Origin of the sequence: Candidatus Poriferisodalis sp., assembly GCF_965215815.1 — a bacterium.
Classification (GTDB): Bacteria; Actinomycetota; Acidimicrobiia; order Acidimicrobiales; family Poriferisodalaceae; genus Poriferisodalis.
Genome location: NZ_CBDCEO010000013.1, coordinates 1092771 through 1108404, shown reverse-complemented (window position 1 = coordinate 1108404; position 15634 = coordinate 1092771). Strand labels below are relative to the sequence as shown.

Here is a 15634-nt window from a genome sequence, read left to right as displayed (position 1 = left end):
CCGGTCGCTGCTCGCTCAGCCGGCGAGCCGCAGTTCCACCTGTTGGCGAGCCTCGTCCTCGGTGACGTCCATGCTGATGGACAGCTCCGACACGAGGATCTGCCGGGACTTCTCGAGCATCGATTTCTCGCCGGCCGAGAGACCCTTGGCGTTCTCACGAAGCGCGAGGTTTCGCACCACCTCGGCGACTTGGTAGATGTCGCCGGACTTCAGCTTCTCTTGGTGATTCTTGAAGCGCCGACTCCAGTTGGCCGGCTCACGCACGTCCTTCTTGGCGAGCAGCTCGAAGAGATCCTCGACGTCGTCGGTGTCGATCGGCGGCCGCATGCCGACTTCGTCGACCATGTCGGCGGGGACTTTGACGGTCAGATCGCCGTGAGCGGTCTTGAGCACCAGGTACTCGCGGGTTTCGCCGAATTCGTCGCGCTCTTCCCGGGCTGTGATTTCCGCTGCACCGTGGTGGGGGTAGATCACGCGGTCGCCAAGCTCAAACTTCATCGTCACCTGCTCCGCCGCCGGCTGCTGCGGGAGCCCGTAGAGGCCTGCGCCGGACAGCTAGAAGGATGCCAGAAACTCCCACTGCTGCCACTGCCGGGCCCGACTCACTGAGCGGACGGCATTCAGGCTGCCCAGGTGTGTCGCCTCATCAGCTGGGGCCCAGCGGATAGCGCCGGATGAGGTGGTTCCAGCCGCACTTGGGGCAAACCTCCACCTCGTAGGCCACGAAGTTCCCGGTTCGCTGTGCGACGCGTTGGAGTTCTGCATCCGAGAGCACGCACTTGCCTCCGCTGCCCATGCGGGGGCCGAACACATAGCCGACGACGCGGAGATCACCGTCGGGGCACAGCGGGCAGCTGCGGCCCAGCGGCGGGGCTGCGTTGCGAGCCGCCCGCAACAGATCGGGGTGCGCATCGCAGGCTTCGGCACGTGAGACCACACCCGCCTCCACGTCGGCAAGCAGGCGCCGTCGCCTGAGGCGGTAGTCGACCGATCCGGGAACGGCCGGAGCGGGCTCGGGTGCAATGTGAGGCTGGAGCGTCACGCGGCTCACGCTAGTGCGCGGCTTCAAATGCACCCGTCCCCTATTACGGCCGTCGCCGATCCCACTCCGCGAGCAGCTCGCAGGCACGTTCGGAGCTCAACGGGCCGTATTCGATCTGCTGGTTGCGCAGCCATGCCAGAGCTTCACCCACCACGCGACCCGACTTCCCGAGCACCTCCATGACGCGGTGGCCGTCCACGGGGAGACGCCTGAGGGCTTCGCCTTCGGCTGCTTTGACCTCCGCCAGCGACCTGGCGAACGTCTCGCTCAGCGAGCCGCCCCAAGCGGTCGCGGTGACGGTGGCGGCGTCCAGCTGCGGGCCATGATCCGCGACCAGTCGACGAGCAACCGGTCGCCAGTTGTCGGATCCGTCGACACCTGACGCCGTCGCATCAGCGGAGGCCGTCTGGAGCGCACGCGCAGCCCGCCCGATCGCGATGGCCCCGGTGATTGTCGCGCCCCTGATACGAAGCGCAGACAGGCAGCGAGCAGCGGTGGTTTCGTCGTCGCAGACGAGTCCCAGCAGAATCGCCCAGCGAATCTCGACTCGCTCGTCGAGGTCGCCGACGACGTCCAACGCCGGAGCCGGAACGGCAGTGCCGGATTGCTGCCACGGCGGCAGCAAGTCGCCCAGCAGGCCCGTGTCGGCGAGGAATCTCACTCCGGCGGAGGGCCGCGGCAGCTCCAGCAACTTGGTGAGTTCTGTCCCAATGCGCTCACGCGACACGATGGCCAAGCGCGGACGCATGTGGCGAATTGCCGTGACCAATTCCTGCGTAGGGGTGAGCGCGAGCTGCGCGCTGAATCGAGCAGCTCGCAGCATCCGCAGCGGATCATCGGTGAACAATCCCTCTGGCTCCGACGGCGTGCGCAGGACACCGTTCGCCAGATCCGCCAATCCACCGAACGGGTCGTACAACGTCCAGCCCGGCACTTCGATGGCCATGGCGTTGACGGTGAAATCGCGCCGCCCCAGATCGGTCGCGATGTCGTCGGAGAAGCGCACGTGGGGCTTGCGCGAACCGCTGTCGTAGGACTCGGCTCGATGCGTGGTGATCTCGACTGTGATGTCTTTGCGGCGCGCACCGATGGTGCCGAATGCCTTTCCCTGTTCCCACACCGTGTCCGCCCAGCCGGCGACCAGTTGGGTGATCTGGTCGGGAATCGCGTCGGTCGTGACGTCGATGTCGCCGGTGAGCCCGTGACCGAGCAGCGTGTCGCGCACAAGCCCGCCAACGAGGAAGAAGCGGTACCCCGCGCGGGTGAACGCCGCTGCAAGCGGACCGATCCGCCCGTACAGCTCGCGCCGGTCATCGTCGCTCAGCGCTGGCGTGCCCGACCGGGGTGCTCGGGTCGGGTTCGATCCCACCACTGTGAGGGTACAAATCGGCTGCGCCCATGTTGGCAACCATGTTGGCCCGCACGTTCGCTGTACTCTGCGCCGCGCGAGCGACATGGACCGCCCCAGCCCTTCTGGCACGCCCACCTCATCGGGGTCCCCGACCTCGGGCGCCCCTGTAGAAGCCGCCCGTGAGCCGGTCCGGTCGGGCCGAAGTGCCCGGGCGGCGCCGGCCCCTCAGCGCTGGGCGCGCCGGCTGTTGTGGCTGATATTGGCGCTGGCAATTGCGGTGGGTGTCGGCAGTCGAGTGTTCGACAGCCTGCGGTCGCCACCTGCCCATACCGAGGTGGTGCCGAGCGTGCTGTATGACCGCTACGGCACGCCGATTGCCGAGATCGGCCCGAGCGTCGCGCACGCTTCGCTCGGCCTCGAGGACATGGCACCTGCACTTGTCGACGCCATCGTTGCGGTGCTGGACCCGAGCTTCTTGGAGCGCGACGGCGTCGATGCCAGGTCATACGCAGATTCCCTGCGGCGGGTCTGGGATGAGCCGGACGCTCCGGGTGACGGAGACGGTTCCCGTTCCGGTGACGGGATCATGCGCAGGTATCTCGACACCGTCCACGACGACGACACCGGCGCGGACGCCGAGGCGCGCATGTTGTTGGCAGAGCTGCGGCTGGGCCGCCAGCTCAGCCGACCAGAAATCCTTGAGCGCTTTGCCAACGTCGTGTACCTGGGCCGCGGCGCCTACGGCGTGCATGCCGCCGCCACTGTTTGGTACGGCGTCCCGGCGTCCGATCTCACGGTGACCCAAGCGGCCTACATCGCTTCGCTCATTGACGCTCCTTGGGGTGTCGACGCGACATCGGATCGTCCCGACGACCCGTACCGACCGACCCGACTCGGTCGAGACCGGGTACTGGTGGCCATGTACGAGCACGGTGTTCTCACCTCCGATGAGCTGGCAGCAGGGCGATCGGTGCCGGTCGAGTCCGACGTCCGAGCGGCTGGCTCCGACGCACTGGGGGAGGCGGCGGGCGGGTACGTCCGGATGCTCGTCGCCGACGCCGGCCTCGTGACGGCGGTAGGGGAGGCGTACTTGCAGCTGGTCGAGCGGTACGGCATTCATCGGGTCGTCACTGCCGGCCTGCATGTCACGACCAGCCTTGACCTGCCTGCCCAGCATGCCGCTGTTGAGACGGTTCGCGATCAGCTCGGTCCCGCAGCCGGCGCCGACGTCGTCGTGCTGGACCGCAGCGGTGACGTGCGCGTGCTCGTGAGTGTCGCCGCCGGGCCGGCGAACGACGTCGATGTTGTGTCCAGATTGCGCCCACGGCCACTCGGCGATCTCCTCGGCTCGGCCGCGAGCGCCCTGGGTCCATGGATCGCTCCGAACATCTCCTCCGACGTCGTCGCGCAAGCTGCCGACGTCGCCCAGGTTGCAGCAGCGTTCAGCGTTGTCGCCACCGGCGGGGAGGAACGCCCCTCTCGGATCGTGCTGGAGGCAGATGACGCAGCACCGAGTCGATCGCTGCGAGACCGCGACACCGACCGTTGGCTGATGAATCGCACGACCGTCTTCGAGGCGGCCGCGGTCTCCGAGCTGCGTCCGGACATGGACACGATCACTCTGCCGTCGGGTGCCACAGCGCTCGGCCGAGCGGGGATCTCACCAGAAACCGGCGATGCATGGTTCGTGGGGTGGACTTCTCACTACACCGCTGCGGTGCGCATCACGTTGAGCTCACCACGCGGCCCGGTCGACGCTGCTTCGCGGGCGAGTCGGCTGTTCGCGGCAGTGCTGGATCTCTTGCAGTACCCGCCCGGGACACCGCAAGACTCCGGCTGAACGTGGTCTCGCGGCACCGCGGGACTGCCGCTCGGCATGAGGGGCAGCGGGTCGAAGTCACAGTCGCGACAGAAAATGCAGGTGCGATCGCCGGGCGCCGGGCCTAGCGTTGCGAGAGCACCACGGGCACTGCGTGCCCGTTCGGCCACAGGCGTCAGTGACGCTTGCCGCAAGTCCGCTCATTGGGGTCGGGCTCGCAAGGTGGGTGCATCAACCAGTCCCTGCCCCGAAAGGGGCCCCGCCCCGGCGGGTCCACAGGAGGTCGCCCCCAATTGCGCGCATACGAGCTAATGGTCATCTGCGATGGTGACCTGGAAAACGCTGAAGCCCGCAAGGCCATGGATGATGTCCAAGGCCGGATTTCGGAGATCGGCGAGGTTGCCTCGTTCGACTTCTGGGGTCTGCGCGATTTTGCGTACGAGATCAACCACAAGACACGCGGTTATTACTCGGTCATCGAACTGCGGGCTGAGCCCGGAGCGATGGACCCGGTAGAGCGATACCTGCGGATCGCGGACGAAGTCGTCCGCCACAAGCTCATTCGACTCCCCGACGACGAAGCGCAGCGACGCGGATTGATCGACGCGGGGTCGACCAACAGCCACTAAGCGGAGGCGTCATGGCTGACAACACCATCACCGTGGTGGGTAATCTCACCCGCGATCCCGAACTTCGATTCACCCAGACCGGCCGCGCCCGGGCAGTGCTCGGCATGGCCGTGAACCGGCGGTGGATGAATCGCCAGACCAACGACTGGGAGGAGCAAGTCAGCTTCTTCAACGTCGTCTGCTGGGCCGAACTTGCCGAGAACGTCAGCGAGTCGCTGGCCAAGGGCAACCGCGTGGTCGTCACCGGTCGGCTCGAGCAGCACAGCTGGGAGACACCGGACGGCGAGCAGCGCAGCGTCGTCGAGATCGTCGCCGACGAGATTGCACCGTCGCTGCGCTGGGCGACTGCCGAAATCACACGAACCCCACGGGGACCTGCGGGCGAAGCTGGCGGGACCCGCGAACGTCGCGGGGGCGGCCCCGCTTGGGAGGCCGGCGACAGCCCGCCGCAGCACTCACCAGAGGAGGAGCCCTTCTAATGCCACCACGCAAGCGAACCGGTCGAGCGCGCACAAAGGATCTGCGCAATCGTCCGCGGAGGCGAAAAATCAGCCCGCTCACGACGTCTGGTGCGACCTATGTCGACTATAAGGACGCCGAACTGCTCCGGTCTTTCATCTCGGAGCGAGCCAAGATCCGCGCCCAGCGAGTATCTGGGAACAATCGCCAGCAGCAGAGCGAGGTGGCGCGTGCCATCAAGACCGCTCGGGAGATGGCGTTGATTGAGTACGCGCGCCGGCCGATGACGCAGCGACGCGGTGACAAGCGACGCGGTCCACGCCAGGGCGACGACCGCCGGCCGCCCTCCGACCGGGCAGATGGGCCTGTGGTCGACGAGCAGAAAGACAACGACAACGGGGCTGAAGAGCTCCTCGACGTCGTCGTTGAACAACTGCCTGTGGCGGTTGACGGAGAGCAAGCATGAAGGTCGTGCTGCGAAGCGACGTCGACGGTGTCGGCAACGCAGGTTCTGTCATCGACGTCGCCGACGGGTTCGCCCGGAATCACCTGATACCCCGTGGGCTGGCCTTGCGAGCGACAGACGGCACGGTCAGCCAGGCTGCTGCCATGGCTCGGGCACGCTCGGTGCGTGACCTGCGCGAGCGCGAGACGGCCGAGCGTGTCGCACAGCAGCTCGTCGCGGACGGTGTGACGATCGCTGCCCGGGCGGGATCGGGTTCGCACCTGTACGGATCGGTCACCACCAGCGAAATTGCCGTTGCGATGACTACCCGTACGGGCGTCGAGATCGATCGGCGCAAGCTGACGCTGCCTGCGCCGATCCGGACCGTGGGTTCGCACGAAGTCTCGGCGCAGCTTCATCCCGAGGTGGCGTTCACGTTCAACGTCGAGGTCGTCGCGCTCAGCTAGCGCTGCGCCGGCTGGCCCCTCCGACGAGGGGTTCGCCAGTTTTGGTGTGACACCCCATCTGTTTGATGGGGGTGTGATCTCATCGGCTGCGCAGGGCATGTGGACAAGCGGCTGTTTGTCCACATCTTTGGGCCGAGATATCCACCGGAAGTGGGACTGTCGGTCCCCAGGCAATGCGCGAGAGAGTCACTGGCGATGAGTCTCGCCGAGCTTCAGATCGATGTCGCGCGCCGACCCAGTGGCCGGGTCCCGCCGCAGAACGTCGATGCTGAGGAGTCGGTGCTCGGCGCGATGCTGCTCTCGAGAGATGCCATCGGCGCTGCGGTCGAGCGTCTCGGTGCCGACCATTTCTACGTGCCGGCGAACGGTCTCGTGTTCGAGGCGATCGAGGCGCTCTATACCGCCTCGGAACCTGTCGACTGCCTGACAGTCGCCGATCAGCTCGAACGCACCGGCAACCTCGTCGCCGCCGGGGGATCCGAGCGCCTGCTGACACTCGAAGCCGTCACGCCGACGCTGACTCACGTCGACCGCTACGCGCGCATCGTGGAGGACACCGCGTTGCTGCGGCGCCTCATCGCTGTCTCATCGGAAATTTCCGAATTGGCCTACAGCCGGCCCGGTGACACGGCCGCTGCCATCGACCAAGCGGAATCCCTGGTATTCAGCGTGGCCGAGCGCCGCATCATCGACTCCACCCAGTCGTTGCACGACTTGTTGGACGAAAGCCTGGATCGGCTGGAGGAACTGTACGAACGGGGCGATGCATTCTCCGGCCTGGCGACCGGTTTCAACTCGTTGGACCGCATTCTGGCTGGCATCCAGCCGTCGTCGTTGGTGGTCGTGGGCGGCCGGCCCGCGATGGGCAAGACAGCGTTCGCATTGACGCTGGCTTCCAGCGTGGCTCTCGAACTCCAGGAGCCAGTTCTGCTGTTCTCGCTGGAGATGAACCATGCCGAGCTGACGGGCCGGCTGCTGGCCTCTGATGCCCGCGTCGATGCCACCCGGGTGCGTACGGGCCAGCTGCGTGCCGAGGAGTGGAACCGCATCACGCGCAGCGTGGGCCGCTTGGGCGACGCGCACATGTGGATCGACGACAACCCGAACGTGACCGTCACCGAGATCCGTGCCAAGGCCCGCCGGCTGCGCAGCCGTCTGGGCAGCTTGGGACTCATCGTGGTCGACTACCTGCAGCTCATGAGCGGCCGAGCGAACGCCGAGAACCGCCAAGTGGAGATCGCAGAGATCTCACGCGGCTTGAAGATCTTGGCCCGAGAGCTCGAGACGCCGATCGTGGCGCTCTCGCAGCTGAGCCGCAACCTGGAATCCCGCGGCGACAAGCGGCCAATGCTGTCTGACCTACGCGAATCAGGCTCGATCGAGCAGGACGCCGACATCGTGATGTTCATCTACCGCGACGAGGTCTACAACGAAGAAACCGCTGAGCGAGGCATGGCCGAGATCATCGTTGCGAAGCACCGCAACGGACCGACGGGCACGGCGCGCTTGGCGTTCATGCCGCAGTACACGCTCTTTGCCGACATGGCCCACGAGAACTGAACACCGTGTTTCTTGGCGAAGATCTCATCCCGTACCTGGTCTTGGCGCTGGGTGGCGCGCTGTTCGTCGGCAACGTGGCAGCCATGGCGCGGCCGCGGCGTGCCGGCGACGGGGGAGAGCTGGTACGAGCGCCCGCGCGACGCGCCGTGCCGCTCGCGCTCGTGGGGCTTGTCGCGGCCATCTGGGGGCTCGCGACCCTCCTGTGGGGGTGAGTGAGCGGGTGAGGGGAATCGAACCCCCGTTATCAGCTTGGGAAGCTGAAGTTCTGCCATTGAACTACACCCGCGGACCGACGCCAGAGCCTATTCAGTGCAGGCATCTTGACGGGCGTCCTGAAAGGCTTGGCGACACTATCGTCGCCCGTCGGCCCACCCCAGGAGTGGCGCCGGGAGCGTGCGGCAGAGGGAGACTGCGGTGATCCTGTCGGACCGGAGCATCCGTGAAGCCTTGGAGACCGGCCGTATCGTCATTGAACCGCTGGGCGATGCAGCAGTGCAGCCCTCATCGGTGGACCTACGGCTGGATGCCAGCTTCCGGGTCTTCCGCAATCACACTCGCCGGGTCATCGACGTCATCGAGGACCAGACGGACCTGACCGAGGAGGTCGAAGTCGCCGCGGGTGACGCGTTCATCCTCCATCCCGGCGAGTTCGCGCTGGGCTCCACCCTTGAGCGGGTGGCGGTGCCAGACGACCTCGTCGGGCGCATCGAAGGCAAGTCGTCGCTGGGGCGTCTCGGCCTGCTCATCCACACCACAGCAGGATTCGTCGATCCCGGATGGGACGGCTACCTGACCCTCGAATTGTCCAACGTGGCCAACCTGCCGATCACGCTGTACCCCAGCATGAAGATCTGCCAGATCAGCTTCATGGAGATGACCACACCGGCCGAGCACCCATACGGCGCCGAGCTGCTGGGGTCCAAGTATCGGGGCCAACGCGGCCCGACACCCAGCCGCTACCACGAGAACTTCCGCTCCCGCCGCCTGTTGTAGGCGTTGGCGGGCACCCACGGCTGGGCAACAAGGCCAAGATGCTCGCCCAATCGTCGGCGCGTCGGCGGTGCTGCGCCTCCGTTCGTCCTGGTCGCGCCAGTGGCATGGTATGCCAGGTTGCATGAACGAAATTGATGCGACTGATTGGCTCGCCAAGGCGATACGTGATGCTCGAATCATCTGCGCCAAGCGGCTGGCCTACCCAGAATTGGGAGGTGACGATGGCAGATCCGACGGCCTGCATCTACCTCGCAACTTGATCTTTGATCTCGCTCCGGAGTTCCGCTTGCGCGGCGGAAACGACCAGACAGCGCCCGTGGCTCTGGTGGGTGCATTCGGGGACACCAGCGCCGGGGTCCTCGTTTGGCACGGTCTTGGGTCTGGTAAAGGCACCCAAGGCCGGGCGCGGCTCCACGATCTCTCCGGTGTTGCGTCGCCACTTCGAGATCCCGAGAACTCTGGCGCCTTGGCGGTGCTCGCGTTCGAGCGCTCGCGGCGAGGAATCCAATGTGACTATGTCGTATGTCGAACGATCAAGGAGGAAGACCAGATTGAGGACCGCCTGGGACCTGTTGAACCCGGCTACGCGGTTATTTGGGGCGCTCGCGCGGCGCGGGTATCTGGCGATGATCGACTGCCGAGGTGGCTGCCACACGAGATGCCTGCAGACGAGTGGTGATGCGTCGGAGGGATGGGGCGAGATGTTCTCGGCGGTCAGAGAACGTCGGCGAATACGTGCTGCTGGTGCCAGTCGAGGTACAGGGACTCGGGCGCTGCGCGTTCCGGTGCCCGCAGGGTGCTTCGCAGGGTTCGTCCGAAGTTGTGATCGACGCCGGGGTCGACCCGGACGCTCTGCTGCAATCGACTCGCTCGATGGACGCGCAGACCTCCGTTGATAGTGATGAGGCCAGCGTCAAACGCTGCGTCATGCATGGGACACGCAGCGATCCCATTCGAAGCATCGAGCCGTTCGGCGTCGTTGCAGGCAGCCCACGGCTTGATGTGAGATGCGATGAGTAGCCGCTTGCGAGGTAACGAACGCGGGGCGAAACTGCAAAACCCGCATTGATGTTTGTAGTTGGCAAGCACTTCCTTTGCGAACCGATGCTGCCCAAGCCGGATGGTCTGTTCTGCGATTCGGGCCGTCTGGGCGTCACTGGCAGCGAGTTGACGCGCTCGAATCTTGGCCGCGAGCAGTTCGACAGCTTCGACGAGCGGTTGTTGAGGCAGGTGATCCTGTCCAAGGAGCACGATGCCGCCACCTGGGTCGCGTTCGACAAAATCAGGCAGTCGCTCGGGAGTGATGCCCATGTGGCGGGCTGCGATCAAGACCCGCTCGTACAACGCCGAAAAATGCGCCGGATCTGCTGCCATCGCGTCGAAGAACAGCGCCTCGTTGGCCGCGGCATTGGCGCGTGAGCCGTCGAGATTCAACATCTTGCTGGTGATGGAGGCGGGCGACCGAACGAAGAGATCCGCGAGGCGAGTGATCTCATCCGGTACATGGTCGATGTTGCGCCCGCCAAATCGATGCGGATCGACGATTCGGAATAGCGCACAGCACAGGATGACTTCGACGGAGGTGTACGGCTCCTGCTTCTTCCTCGGTACGCGGCGGTCGATGCGCCCCCATTGGGCGCGAGCTTGGGCGTCCGTCAATTCCAGGTAAGCAGCCAGCGATGGCATCCGATGATCCTAGGAAATTCCGCGGTCGGCCAAGGCTCGCAGCCAGCGATGCGACGAGGGCGTTAGTAGTCCACTGCTCTCACAAGGGAGTGATCGCCGGGCGGTCTGAAGTGAAGCGAGTTGGCATCGATCCAACGGCCCATCACGAGGTCGTCGTCAGAGAACCTCGCCGAAGGGCTATATCGGCTGTACATCCCGCTCTGGGTTGCGTAGCGTGGCTACACAGCCGTATTGGTCGCGGCAGGAGGACACGGTCCATGTCTCCCGACACCACAGCGCGTAACACCGGGCATGCCAAGACCAGTGCGTCACGTGCCCCGCCGCCCATGCCGAATCCTGATCCCGTCCCCGACCCGGATGGGGATTTTGCGGCTGGCCGGTTCGCCCGTCACTACACGTCTGAAGACCTGATCACGTCGCTCGAAGAGCTCGTCTGACCGACGCTCGTGCCGACATACGACACGTCGGCGGCGTTCCGACGCGACTTCGCTGGCATGTCGTCGGACCACTGTCGTCGCTTCCTGGCGGCGCTACAGGCCTTTGTCGCAGACGTGCAGGCGATGGAAGCTGGAGAGCGGGACAGATTTCGACCAGGTCTGCGAGTGAAGCCGGTCACAGATGTGCCAGGAGTGTTCGAGATGTCTTGGGCACCTGACGGGCGGGCGACTTTCGAGTGGGGCGAGTCAATTCGCGAAGGCCAGCGACATGTGAAGTGGCGGCGATGCGGCGGGCACGACATCTTCACCCGTCCTTGAGAACCCTGCTATGCAAGCTGCGTCTTGGCCCGTGACTTGGCGCTGACGACGCGCTGGACGGGCCTGGCATCTCGGTCTCTTGTGCCGCTCGAGCGTTGGTGGATGCCTTGGGGCTCAGCCCTCGCCGGCTTCGAGGGCGTCGATGAGGTGGATGGAGATGTCGGCGACCTTGACCTGGTCGTCTTCGACCCCGTGACCCTTCACTCCGTCGTCGATCATGATGAAGCAGAACGGGCACGCCGTCGCGATGCGATCGGCACCGGTGTCGAGCAGTTCGCGCGAGCGCTCGTCGTTCACCTTGGTGCCGATGGTTTCTTCCATCCACATGCGAGCGCCGCCCGCACCGCAGCACATGCCCTTGGTGCCGTTGCGGGGTGCTTCCACGATCTCGACGCCGCCCAGGCTGCCGATGACATTGCGGGGTGCCAGATAGATGTCGTTGTGGCGGCCGAGGTAGCACGAGTCGTGGTACACGACACGCTCGTCGAGCCGGGCACCGGAGAGGTCCAGCCGCCCGTCGGCTACGAGCTGTTCGAGGAACTGGGAGTGATGGATGACCTCCCAGCTGCCGCCGTATTGCGGATACTCGTTTTGCAGGGTGTTGAAGCAATGCGGGCACTGCGTGATGATCTTGCGGACGCCCATGCCGTTGAGCGCAGCGATGTTCTCCGATGCGAGCATCTGGAAGAGGTACTCGTTGCCGGACCGCCGGGCGCTGTCGCCGGTGCAGTTCTCGCCCGGCCCCAGGATGGCGAAGTCGACCCCGGCGCGTTTGAGCAGCTTCGCCGTGGCCACCGAGACGCGACGATTCTTGTCGTCGAATGATCCTGCGCAGCCGACCCAGTACAGGTACTCGTGGTCGAACGCGTCGTCGGGATCGACCACCTCGACGTCGAGCCCATCGGCCCAGTCGGCCCGCTCGCCGTTGTTCAGGTTCCACGGATTGGCGTTGTTCTCCATGCCGCGGAATGCGCTGCCCAACTCGGCGGGGAAGTCGCTCTCCATCAACGTGAGGTAGCGCCGCATGTCGAGGATCTTGTCCAGGATCTCGATATTCACCGGGCAAGCCTCGTCGCACGCCCGACACGTCGTGCACGCCCAGAGCTCGTCATGGGTGATCCGCTCGAACATCGAATCGGCTGACACCGTGATCTCGGCGTCGGTGCCGATGGGCGGCGTCACCGTGCCGTGGGAGCCAGTTGCCGCCATGATCTCGCCGGTCTTGAGCACGATCTCGCGGGGATCGAGCGGTTTGCCCGTGAGGTGAGCCGGGCAGACGGCGGTGCATCGGCCGCACATGGTGCACGCGTCGGTGTCGAGCAGCTGCTTCCAGGTGAACTCGTTGATCACCGACACACCGATGGTCTCGATGTCTTCGGCCTCCATGAGGTCGGGGACCATGCGCATGGCGCCCTTGGGCCGCTCGCGGTCGCGCAAGTACATGTTGAGCGGCGACGTGAACATGTGCCGCAGCATGGTGATGGGCAGCATCGCCAGGAACGCCATGAAGCAGCCCACGTGGGCGATCCACAGAGCTTGGTGCCACCCGGCGATGGGGCCGACGCTCTCGAATGCCGCCGACAGCGGGTAGCCGATGAACGACCACTGCTCGTAGGCGGGCCGGCCGTCGAGGACGATCCGCATGGCCTCGGTCACGAACCCGGTTGCGCCCAGCCCAGCGAGCACAATCAGGATGACCATGTGCTCGGGCCGGGACTTGATCCGGATGCGATACGGCCGAGCCGCGTACCGGCGAACGATCGCCCACACTGCGCCCAACAAGAAGATCAGCCCGGCCAGATCGCCGACGAAGCTGAATCCTTGGTACGTGGGGCCGACGAGGAACTTGGCCGCCGTGGGCAGCTGGTGATTGATCTCGAGCGTGGTGGTGACGGCCAGCAGCACGAGGAAGCCGTAGTAGAGCAGCGCGTGCATGACGCCTGCCGCCGGGTCACGCAGCAGCGTCTGCATGAGCACGCCGCCGCGGTAGTCATGCAGTCGTCGGCGGGCGTTGGCCGCCGTGGTGGAGCGACGGTCGGGTGCGCCGCGCTGCCAGTTTCGCGTGCGCTGAGCGAAGTTCCACGCTCCGTAGATGATCAGCACACACGTCAAGACGTAGAACGTGAACTTGACCCCGCCCGGCACGTTGCCGAACACCTCGCGATGCGCGGCGTCGGTGTCTTCGTGGAATCCAAAGGCTGCCGCCGCAATGCCCGAGGCAGCGGTGATTGCAGCGAATGCGATGCCGATGCCCAGCACGAGCTGGTGCGGCCGGAGGGGTGGCTTGCTCACGCTGGCGAAGTTAGTTGACAACCCCGCGGGTAACGGGAGCCATAGACGCCTGCGGCGTCGAAGGGCTCACGAGGCCGCAAGAACGCTGTGGGTGCTGGGGCGGCTCAGCCGTAGAGCTTGCGGTTTGCCTTGCGCAGGCGGGCAGCGAGCTCCGACAGCAGCTTGTGCGCAACCGACGGGGTGCTGTCGATGATGCCCTTCAGCGCTCGGCGCGACAGCATGATCGTTTCCATGTCGGTGGCAGCCACCACCGATGCGGTGCGCGGTCCGTCGTCGAACAGCGCCATCTCACCGATGGTCTCGCCTTCGCCGATCTCGGCAACCTTGCGGCCGTTGCGGCGAACCACAGCGGTGCCGTGCACGATCACGTAGGCATAGCTGGCAGCGGCACCGCCGCTGCCCTCCTCGACAATGTTGTCGCCGGCGGTGTAGTCGACCTGCTCGGCGGCACGTGCGATGTGCTGGAGTTCCTTCTTGCTGCAGTCGGAGAACAGATCGATCTCACGCAGACTCTCCACACGATTCGCCACAGACATATCCCGCTCCCCTTGCCAGAGTGGCCGATTGCGCCGGGACCCTTAGGCCCTGCAAACGCCGGACCGTAGCACTCGCCCGGTCCCCACGACGCGCCAGAGGTTAGCGCTTGCGTCCCAAGTTCAAAGGAAAGCCTCGCCACGATTCTGGTTGGCGTCGGGTCTGACGCTGGGGATTGCGTGCGCATGCGCGCTGTTCAACAGGTTGCGTGCAATCGATCACGCGGCGTGCGACCCTTGGGGTAGACGGCCTATGGGAATGGCGCAGTCGGGAGGGCCCAATGGTTGAGGCGTCGGTCGCAATGGTGACGGCAGTCATCAAGCCGCACCGTCTGGAGATGGTGCTCGAGGCACTCCGAGATCTCGACATCACAGGACTTACGGCATCAGAAGTACGGGGGTTCGGCCGTCAGGGCGGGCACATCGAGACCTACCGGGGCACCGAGTATCACGTTGACTTCATTCCGAAAGTTCGGATCGAGGTGCTGGTCGCTACCGAGCTGGCGGAGCGGGTCGTGGATGCCATCGTGGAATCCACGCGCACCGAGCGCATCGGCGACGGCAAGGTGTGGGTCACCTCGGTGAACAGCGTCGTGCGCATCCGCACCGGTGAGCGGGGCATCGACGCCCTCTAGCCGTGACAGCCGGAGACGTTGCCGCTCAGCGCAGATAGCGGTCTTCGACCGAGCACTCCGAAGCGACAGTGAGGTCGGCGCCGAGTTCGTACACCAGAGGAACCCCGGTTGGGATGTTGAGTTCGGCGATCTCGGCGTCGCCGATCCCGTCGAGGTGCTTGACCAGACCCCGCAGGCTGTTGCCATGGGCGGCCACGAGCACGGTGTGTCCCGCCCACAGGTCGGGGGCGATGCCGTCGTACCAGTAGGGCAGCAACCGCTTCACGACGTCGGCGAGGCACTCGGTGCGCGGCACGTCGCCCGCGGCCAAGCCTGCGTAGCGCGGGTCGCCGGCGACGTCGAACTCATGGCCGGCGGGCATCGACGGGGGAGGCACGTCGTAGCTGCGGCGCCAGAGATGGACTTGGTCGGCACCATGGCGAGCCGCCATCTCTGACTTGTTCAGCCCCGTGAGCGCTCCGTAGTGCCGCTCATTCAGGCGCCAATGACGACGTACCGGCAGCCAGCCTCGGCCCATCACGTCAAGCGTCGTGTTGGCGGTCTGGATGGCGCGCCGCAGCAGCGATGTGTGGACGACGTCGGGCTCGATGCCTGCTGACGCGAGAGCGGCGCCGCCGGCGCGAGCCTCAGCCTGGCCTTCGTCGGTCAAACCGACGTCCCACCAGCCGGTGAAGCGGTTCTCGAGGTTCCACGCGCTCTGGCCGTGGCGCACGAGTACAAGCGTGTGCGCGGGTGCACCCGGTCGGCGTGAGGCGTGCTGATCGACGGGTTCGCCGGGTGCCGATGCCATGGGCGTGCACGGTAGCCCGCCGTCGTGTCCACCGAAATGCCCCGACGCAACGCTCCTTGGCAGCCCTTGGAAGCCCCCGTTCCAGAGGGTCACTTAAGGAAGTTGCTAATGACGCACTCAAGTTATATGCTTGCCTTAGACAAGTTATCGACATTCCGGCCCGAACCGGCGTCGGGAT

Annotated in this window: 17 protein-coding genes, 1 tRNA gene and 1 pseudogene; 11 read left to right on the top strand and 8 right to left on the bottom strand. The window is 65.5% G+C overall.

Translation table 11 applies throughout. The annotated features are described in order from the left end of the window. Positions 1-15: 15 nt before the first annotated feature. From ACOOHB_RS15090 to ACOOHB_RS15080, 3 genes are all read right to left on the bottom strand, one after another. Entirely contained in the window at positions 16-498 is a 483-nt protein-coding gene (locus ACOOHB_RS15090) for a CarD family transcriptional regulator (RefSeq protein WP_420445640.1), read from the bottom strand. Positions 499-646: 148 nt separating this feature from the next. Continuing rightward, complete coding sequence (locus tag ACOOHB_RS15085) at positions 647-1042, bottom strand: DUF5318 family protein (protein WP_420445639.1); 396 nt, start codon at positions 1040-1042, stop codon at positions 647-649. 43 nt (positions 1043-1085) lie between these two features. Next, entirely contained in the window at positions 1086-2411 is a 1326-nt protein-coding gene (locus ACOOHB_RS15080; RefSeq protein ID WP_420445638.1) for a CCA tRNA nucleotidyltransferase, read from the bottom strand. 85 nt (positions 2412-2496) lie between these two features. Here ACOOHB_RS15080 and ACOOHB_RS15075 point away from each other — a divergent pair, with 85 nt between their 5' ends. From ACOOHB_RS15075 to ACOOHB_RS15045, 7 genes and pseudogenes are all read left to right on the top strand, one after another. After that, positions 2497-4233: a transglycosylase domain-containing protein gene (locus ACOOHB_RS15075; protein ID WP_420445637.1), complete on the top strand. Its 1737-nt coding sequence runs from the start codon at positions 2497-2499 to the stop codon at positions 4231-4233. A 272-nt stretch (positions 4234-4505) separates the two neighbouring features. Further along, positions 4506-4841 (top strand): 30S ribosomal protein S6, encoded by a 336-nt coding sequence (gene rpsF, locus ACOOHB_RS15070; RefSeq protein ID WP_420445636.1) that lies wholly within the window; start codon positions 4506-4508, stop codon positions 4839-4841. Positions 4842-4852: 11 nt separating this feature from the next. After that, entirely contained in the window at positions 4853-5320 is a 468-nt protein-coding gene (gene ssb, locus ACOOHB_RS15065) for a single-stranded DNA-binding protein (protein ID WP_420445635.1), read from the top strand. Then, a pseudogene (gene rpsR, locus ACOOHB_RS15060) lies at positions 5320-5571 on the top strand (30S ribosomal protein S18); the annotation flags it as partial. The gene ssb and the pseudogene rpsR, both read left to right, overlap by 1 nt. 191 nt (positions 5572-5762) lie before the next feature. Further along, positions 5763-6212: a 50S ribosomal protein L9 gene (rplI, locus tag ACOOHB_RS15055; protein WP_420445634.1), complete on the top strand. Its 450-nt coding sequence runs from the start codon at positions 5763-5765 to the stop codon at positions 6210-6212. 195 nt (positions 6213-6407) lie between these two features. Beyond that, positions 6408-7772 carry a replicative DNA helicase gene (dnaB, locus tag ACOOHB_RS15050; protein ID WP_420445633.1) on the top strand — a complete coding sequence of 455 codons (1365 nt, stop codon included), beginning with the start codon at positions 6408-6410 and terminating at the stop codon, positions 7770-7772. Between the two features lie 5 nt (positions 7773-7777). After that, positions 7778-7984, top strand: a complete 207-nt coding sequence (locus tag ACOOHB_RS15045) for a hypothetical protein (protein ID WP_420445632.1) — start codon at positions 7778-7780, stop codon at positions 7982-7984. A gap of 3 nt (positions 7985-7987) precedes the next feature. Here ACOOHB_RS15045 and ACOOHB_RS15040 read toward each other — a convergent pair. Next, a tRNA-Gly gene (locus tag ACOOHB_RS15040) sits at positions 7988-8058 on the bottom strand. A 128-nt stretch (positions 8059-8186) separates the two neighbouring features. Here ACOOHB_RS15040 and dcd point away from each other — a divergent pair. Then, complete coding sequence (dcd, locus tag ACOOHB_RS15035; protein WP_419551324.1) at positions 8187-8765, top strand: dCTP deaminase; 579 nt, start codon at positions 8187-8189, stop codon at positions 8763-8765. 121 nt (positions 8766-8886) lie between these two features. Next, positions 8887-9444, top strand: coding sequence for an EcoRII N-terminal effector-binding domain-containing protein (locus ACOOHB_RS15030; RefSeq protein ID WP_420445631.1), 558 nt, complete (start codon positions 8887-8889; stop codon positions 9442-9444). Between the two features lie 35 nt (positions 9445-9479). On the opposite strand, the gene ACOOHB_RS15025 is transcribed toward ACOOHB_RS15030, so the two are convergent. Further along, positions 9480-10451: an HNH endonuclease gene (locus tag ACOOHB_RS15025; protein ID WP_420445630.1), complete on the bottom strand. Its 972-nt coding sequence runs from the start codon at positions 10449-10451 to the stop codon at positions 9480-9482. 257 nt (positions 10452-10708) lie between these two features. Here ACOOHB_RS15025 and ACOOHB_RS15020 point away from each other — a divergent pair, with 257 nt between their 5' ends. Further along, entirely contained in the window at positions 10709-10888 is a 180-nt protein-coding gene (locus tag ACOOHB_RS15020; RefSeq protein WP_420445629.1) for a hypothetical protein, read from the top strand. Between the two features lie 432 nt (positions 10889-11320). Here the strand turns inward: ACOOHB_RS15020 and ACOOHB_RS15015 are convergent, their stop codons facing one another. After that, a complete protein-coding gene (locus ACOOHB_RS15015; protein ID WP_420445628.1) occupies positions 11321-13498 on the bottom strand; it encodes a heterodisulfide reductase-related iron-sulfur binding cluster in 2178 nt (725 codons plus the stop codon). A gap of 104 nt (positions 13499-13602) precedes the next feature. Beyond that, positions 13603-14034, bottom strand: coding sequence for a Crp/Fnr family transcriptional regulator (locus ACOOHB_RS15010; RefSeq protein WP_420445627.1), 432 nt, complete (start codon positions 14032-14034; stop codon positions 13603-13605). A 278-nt stretch (positions 14035-14312) separates the two neighbouring features. Here ACOOHB_RS15010 and ACOOHB_RS15005 point away from each other — a divergent pair, with 278 nt between their 5' ends. Further along, complete coding sequence (locus tag ACOOHB_RS15005) at positions 14313-14666, top strand: P-II family nitrogen regulator (RefSeq protein ID WP_420445626.1); 354 nt, start codon at positions 14313-14315, stop codon at positions 14664-14666. Between the two features lie 25 nt (positions 14667-14691). Here the strand turns inward: ACOOHB_RS15005 and gpmA are convergent, their stop codons facing one another. Beyond that, the gene (gpmA, locus tag ACOOHB_RS15000; RefSeq protein ID WP_420445625.1) at positions 14692-15456 is read right to left on the bottom strand and encodes a 2,3-diphosphoglycerate-dependent phosphoglycerate mutase; all 765 of its coding nucleotides are present in this window, start codon (positions 15454-15456) and stop codon (positions 14692-14694) included. Positions 15457-15634 lie beyond the last annotated feature (178 nt).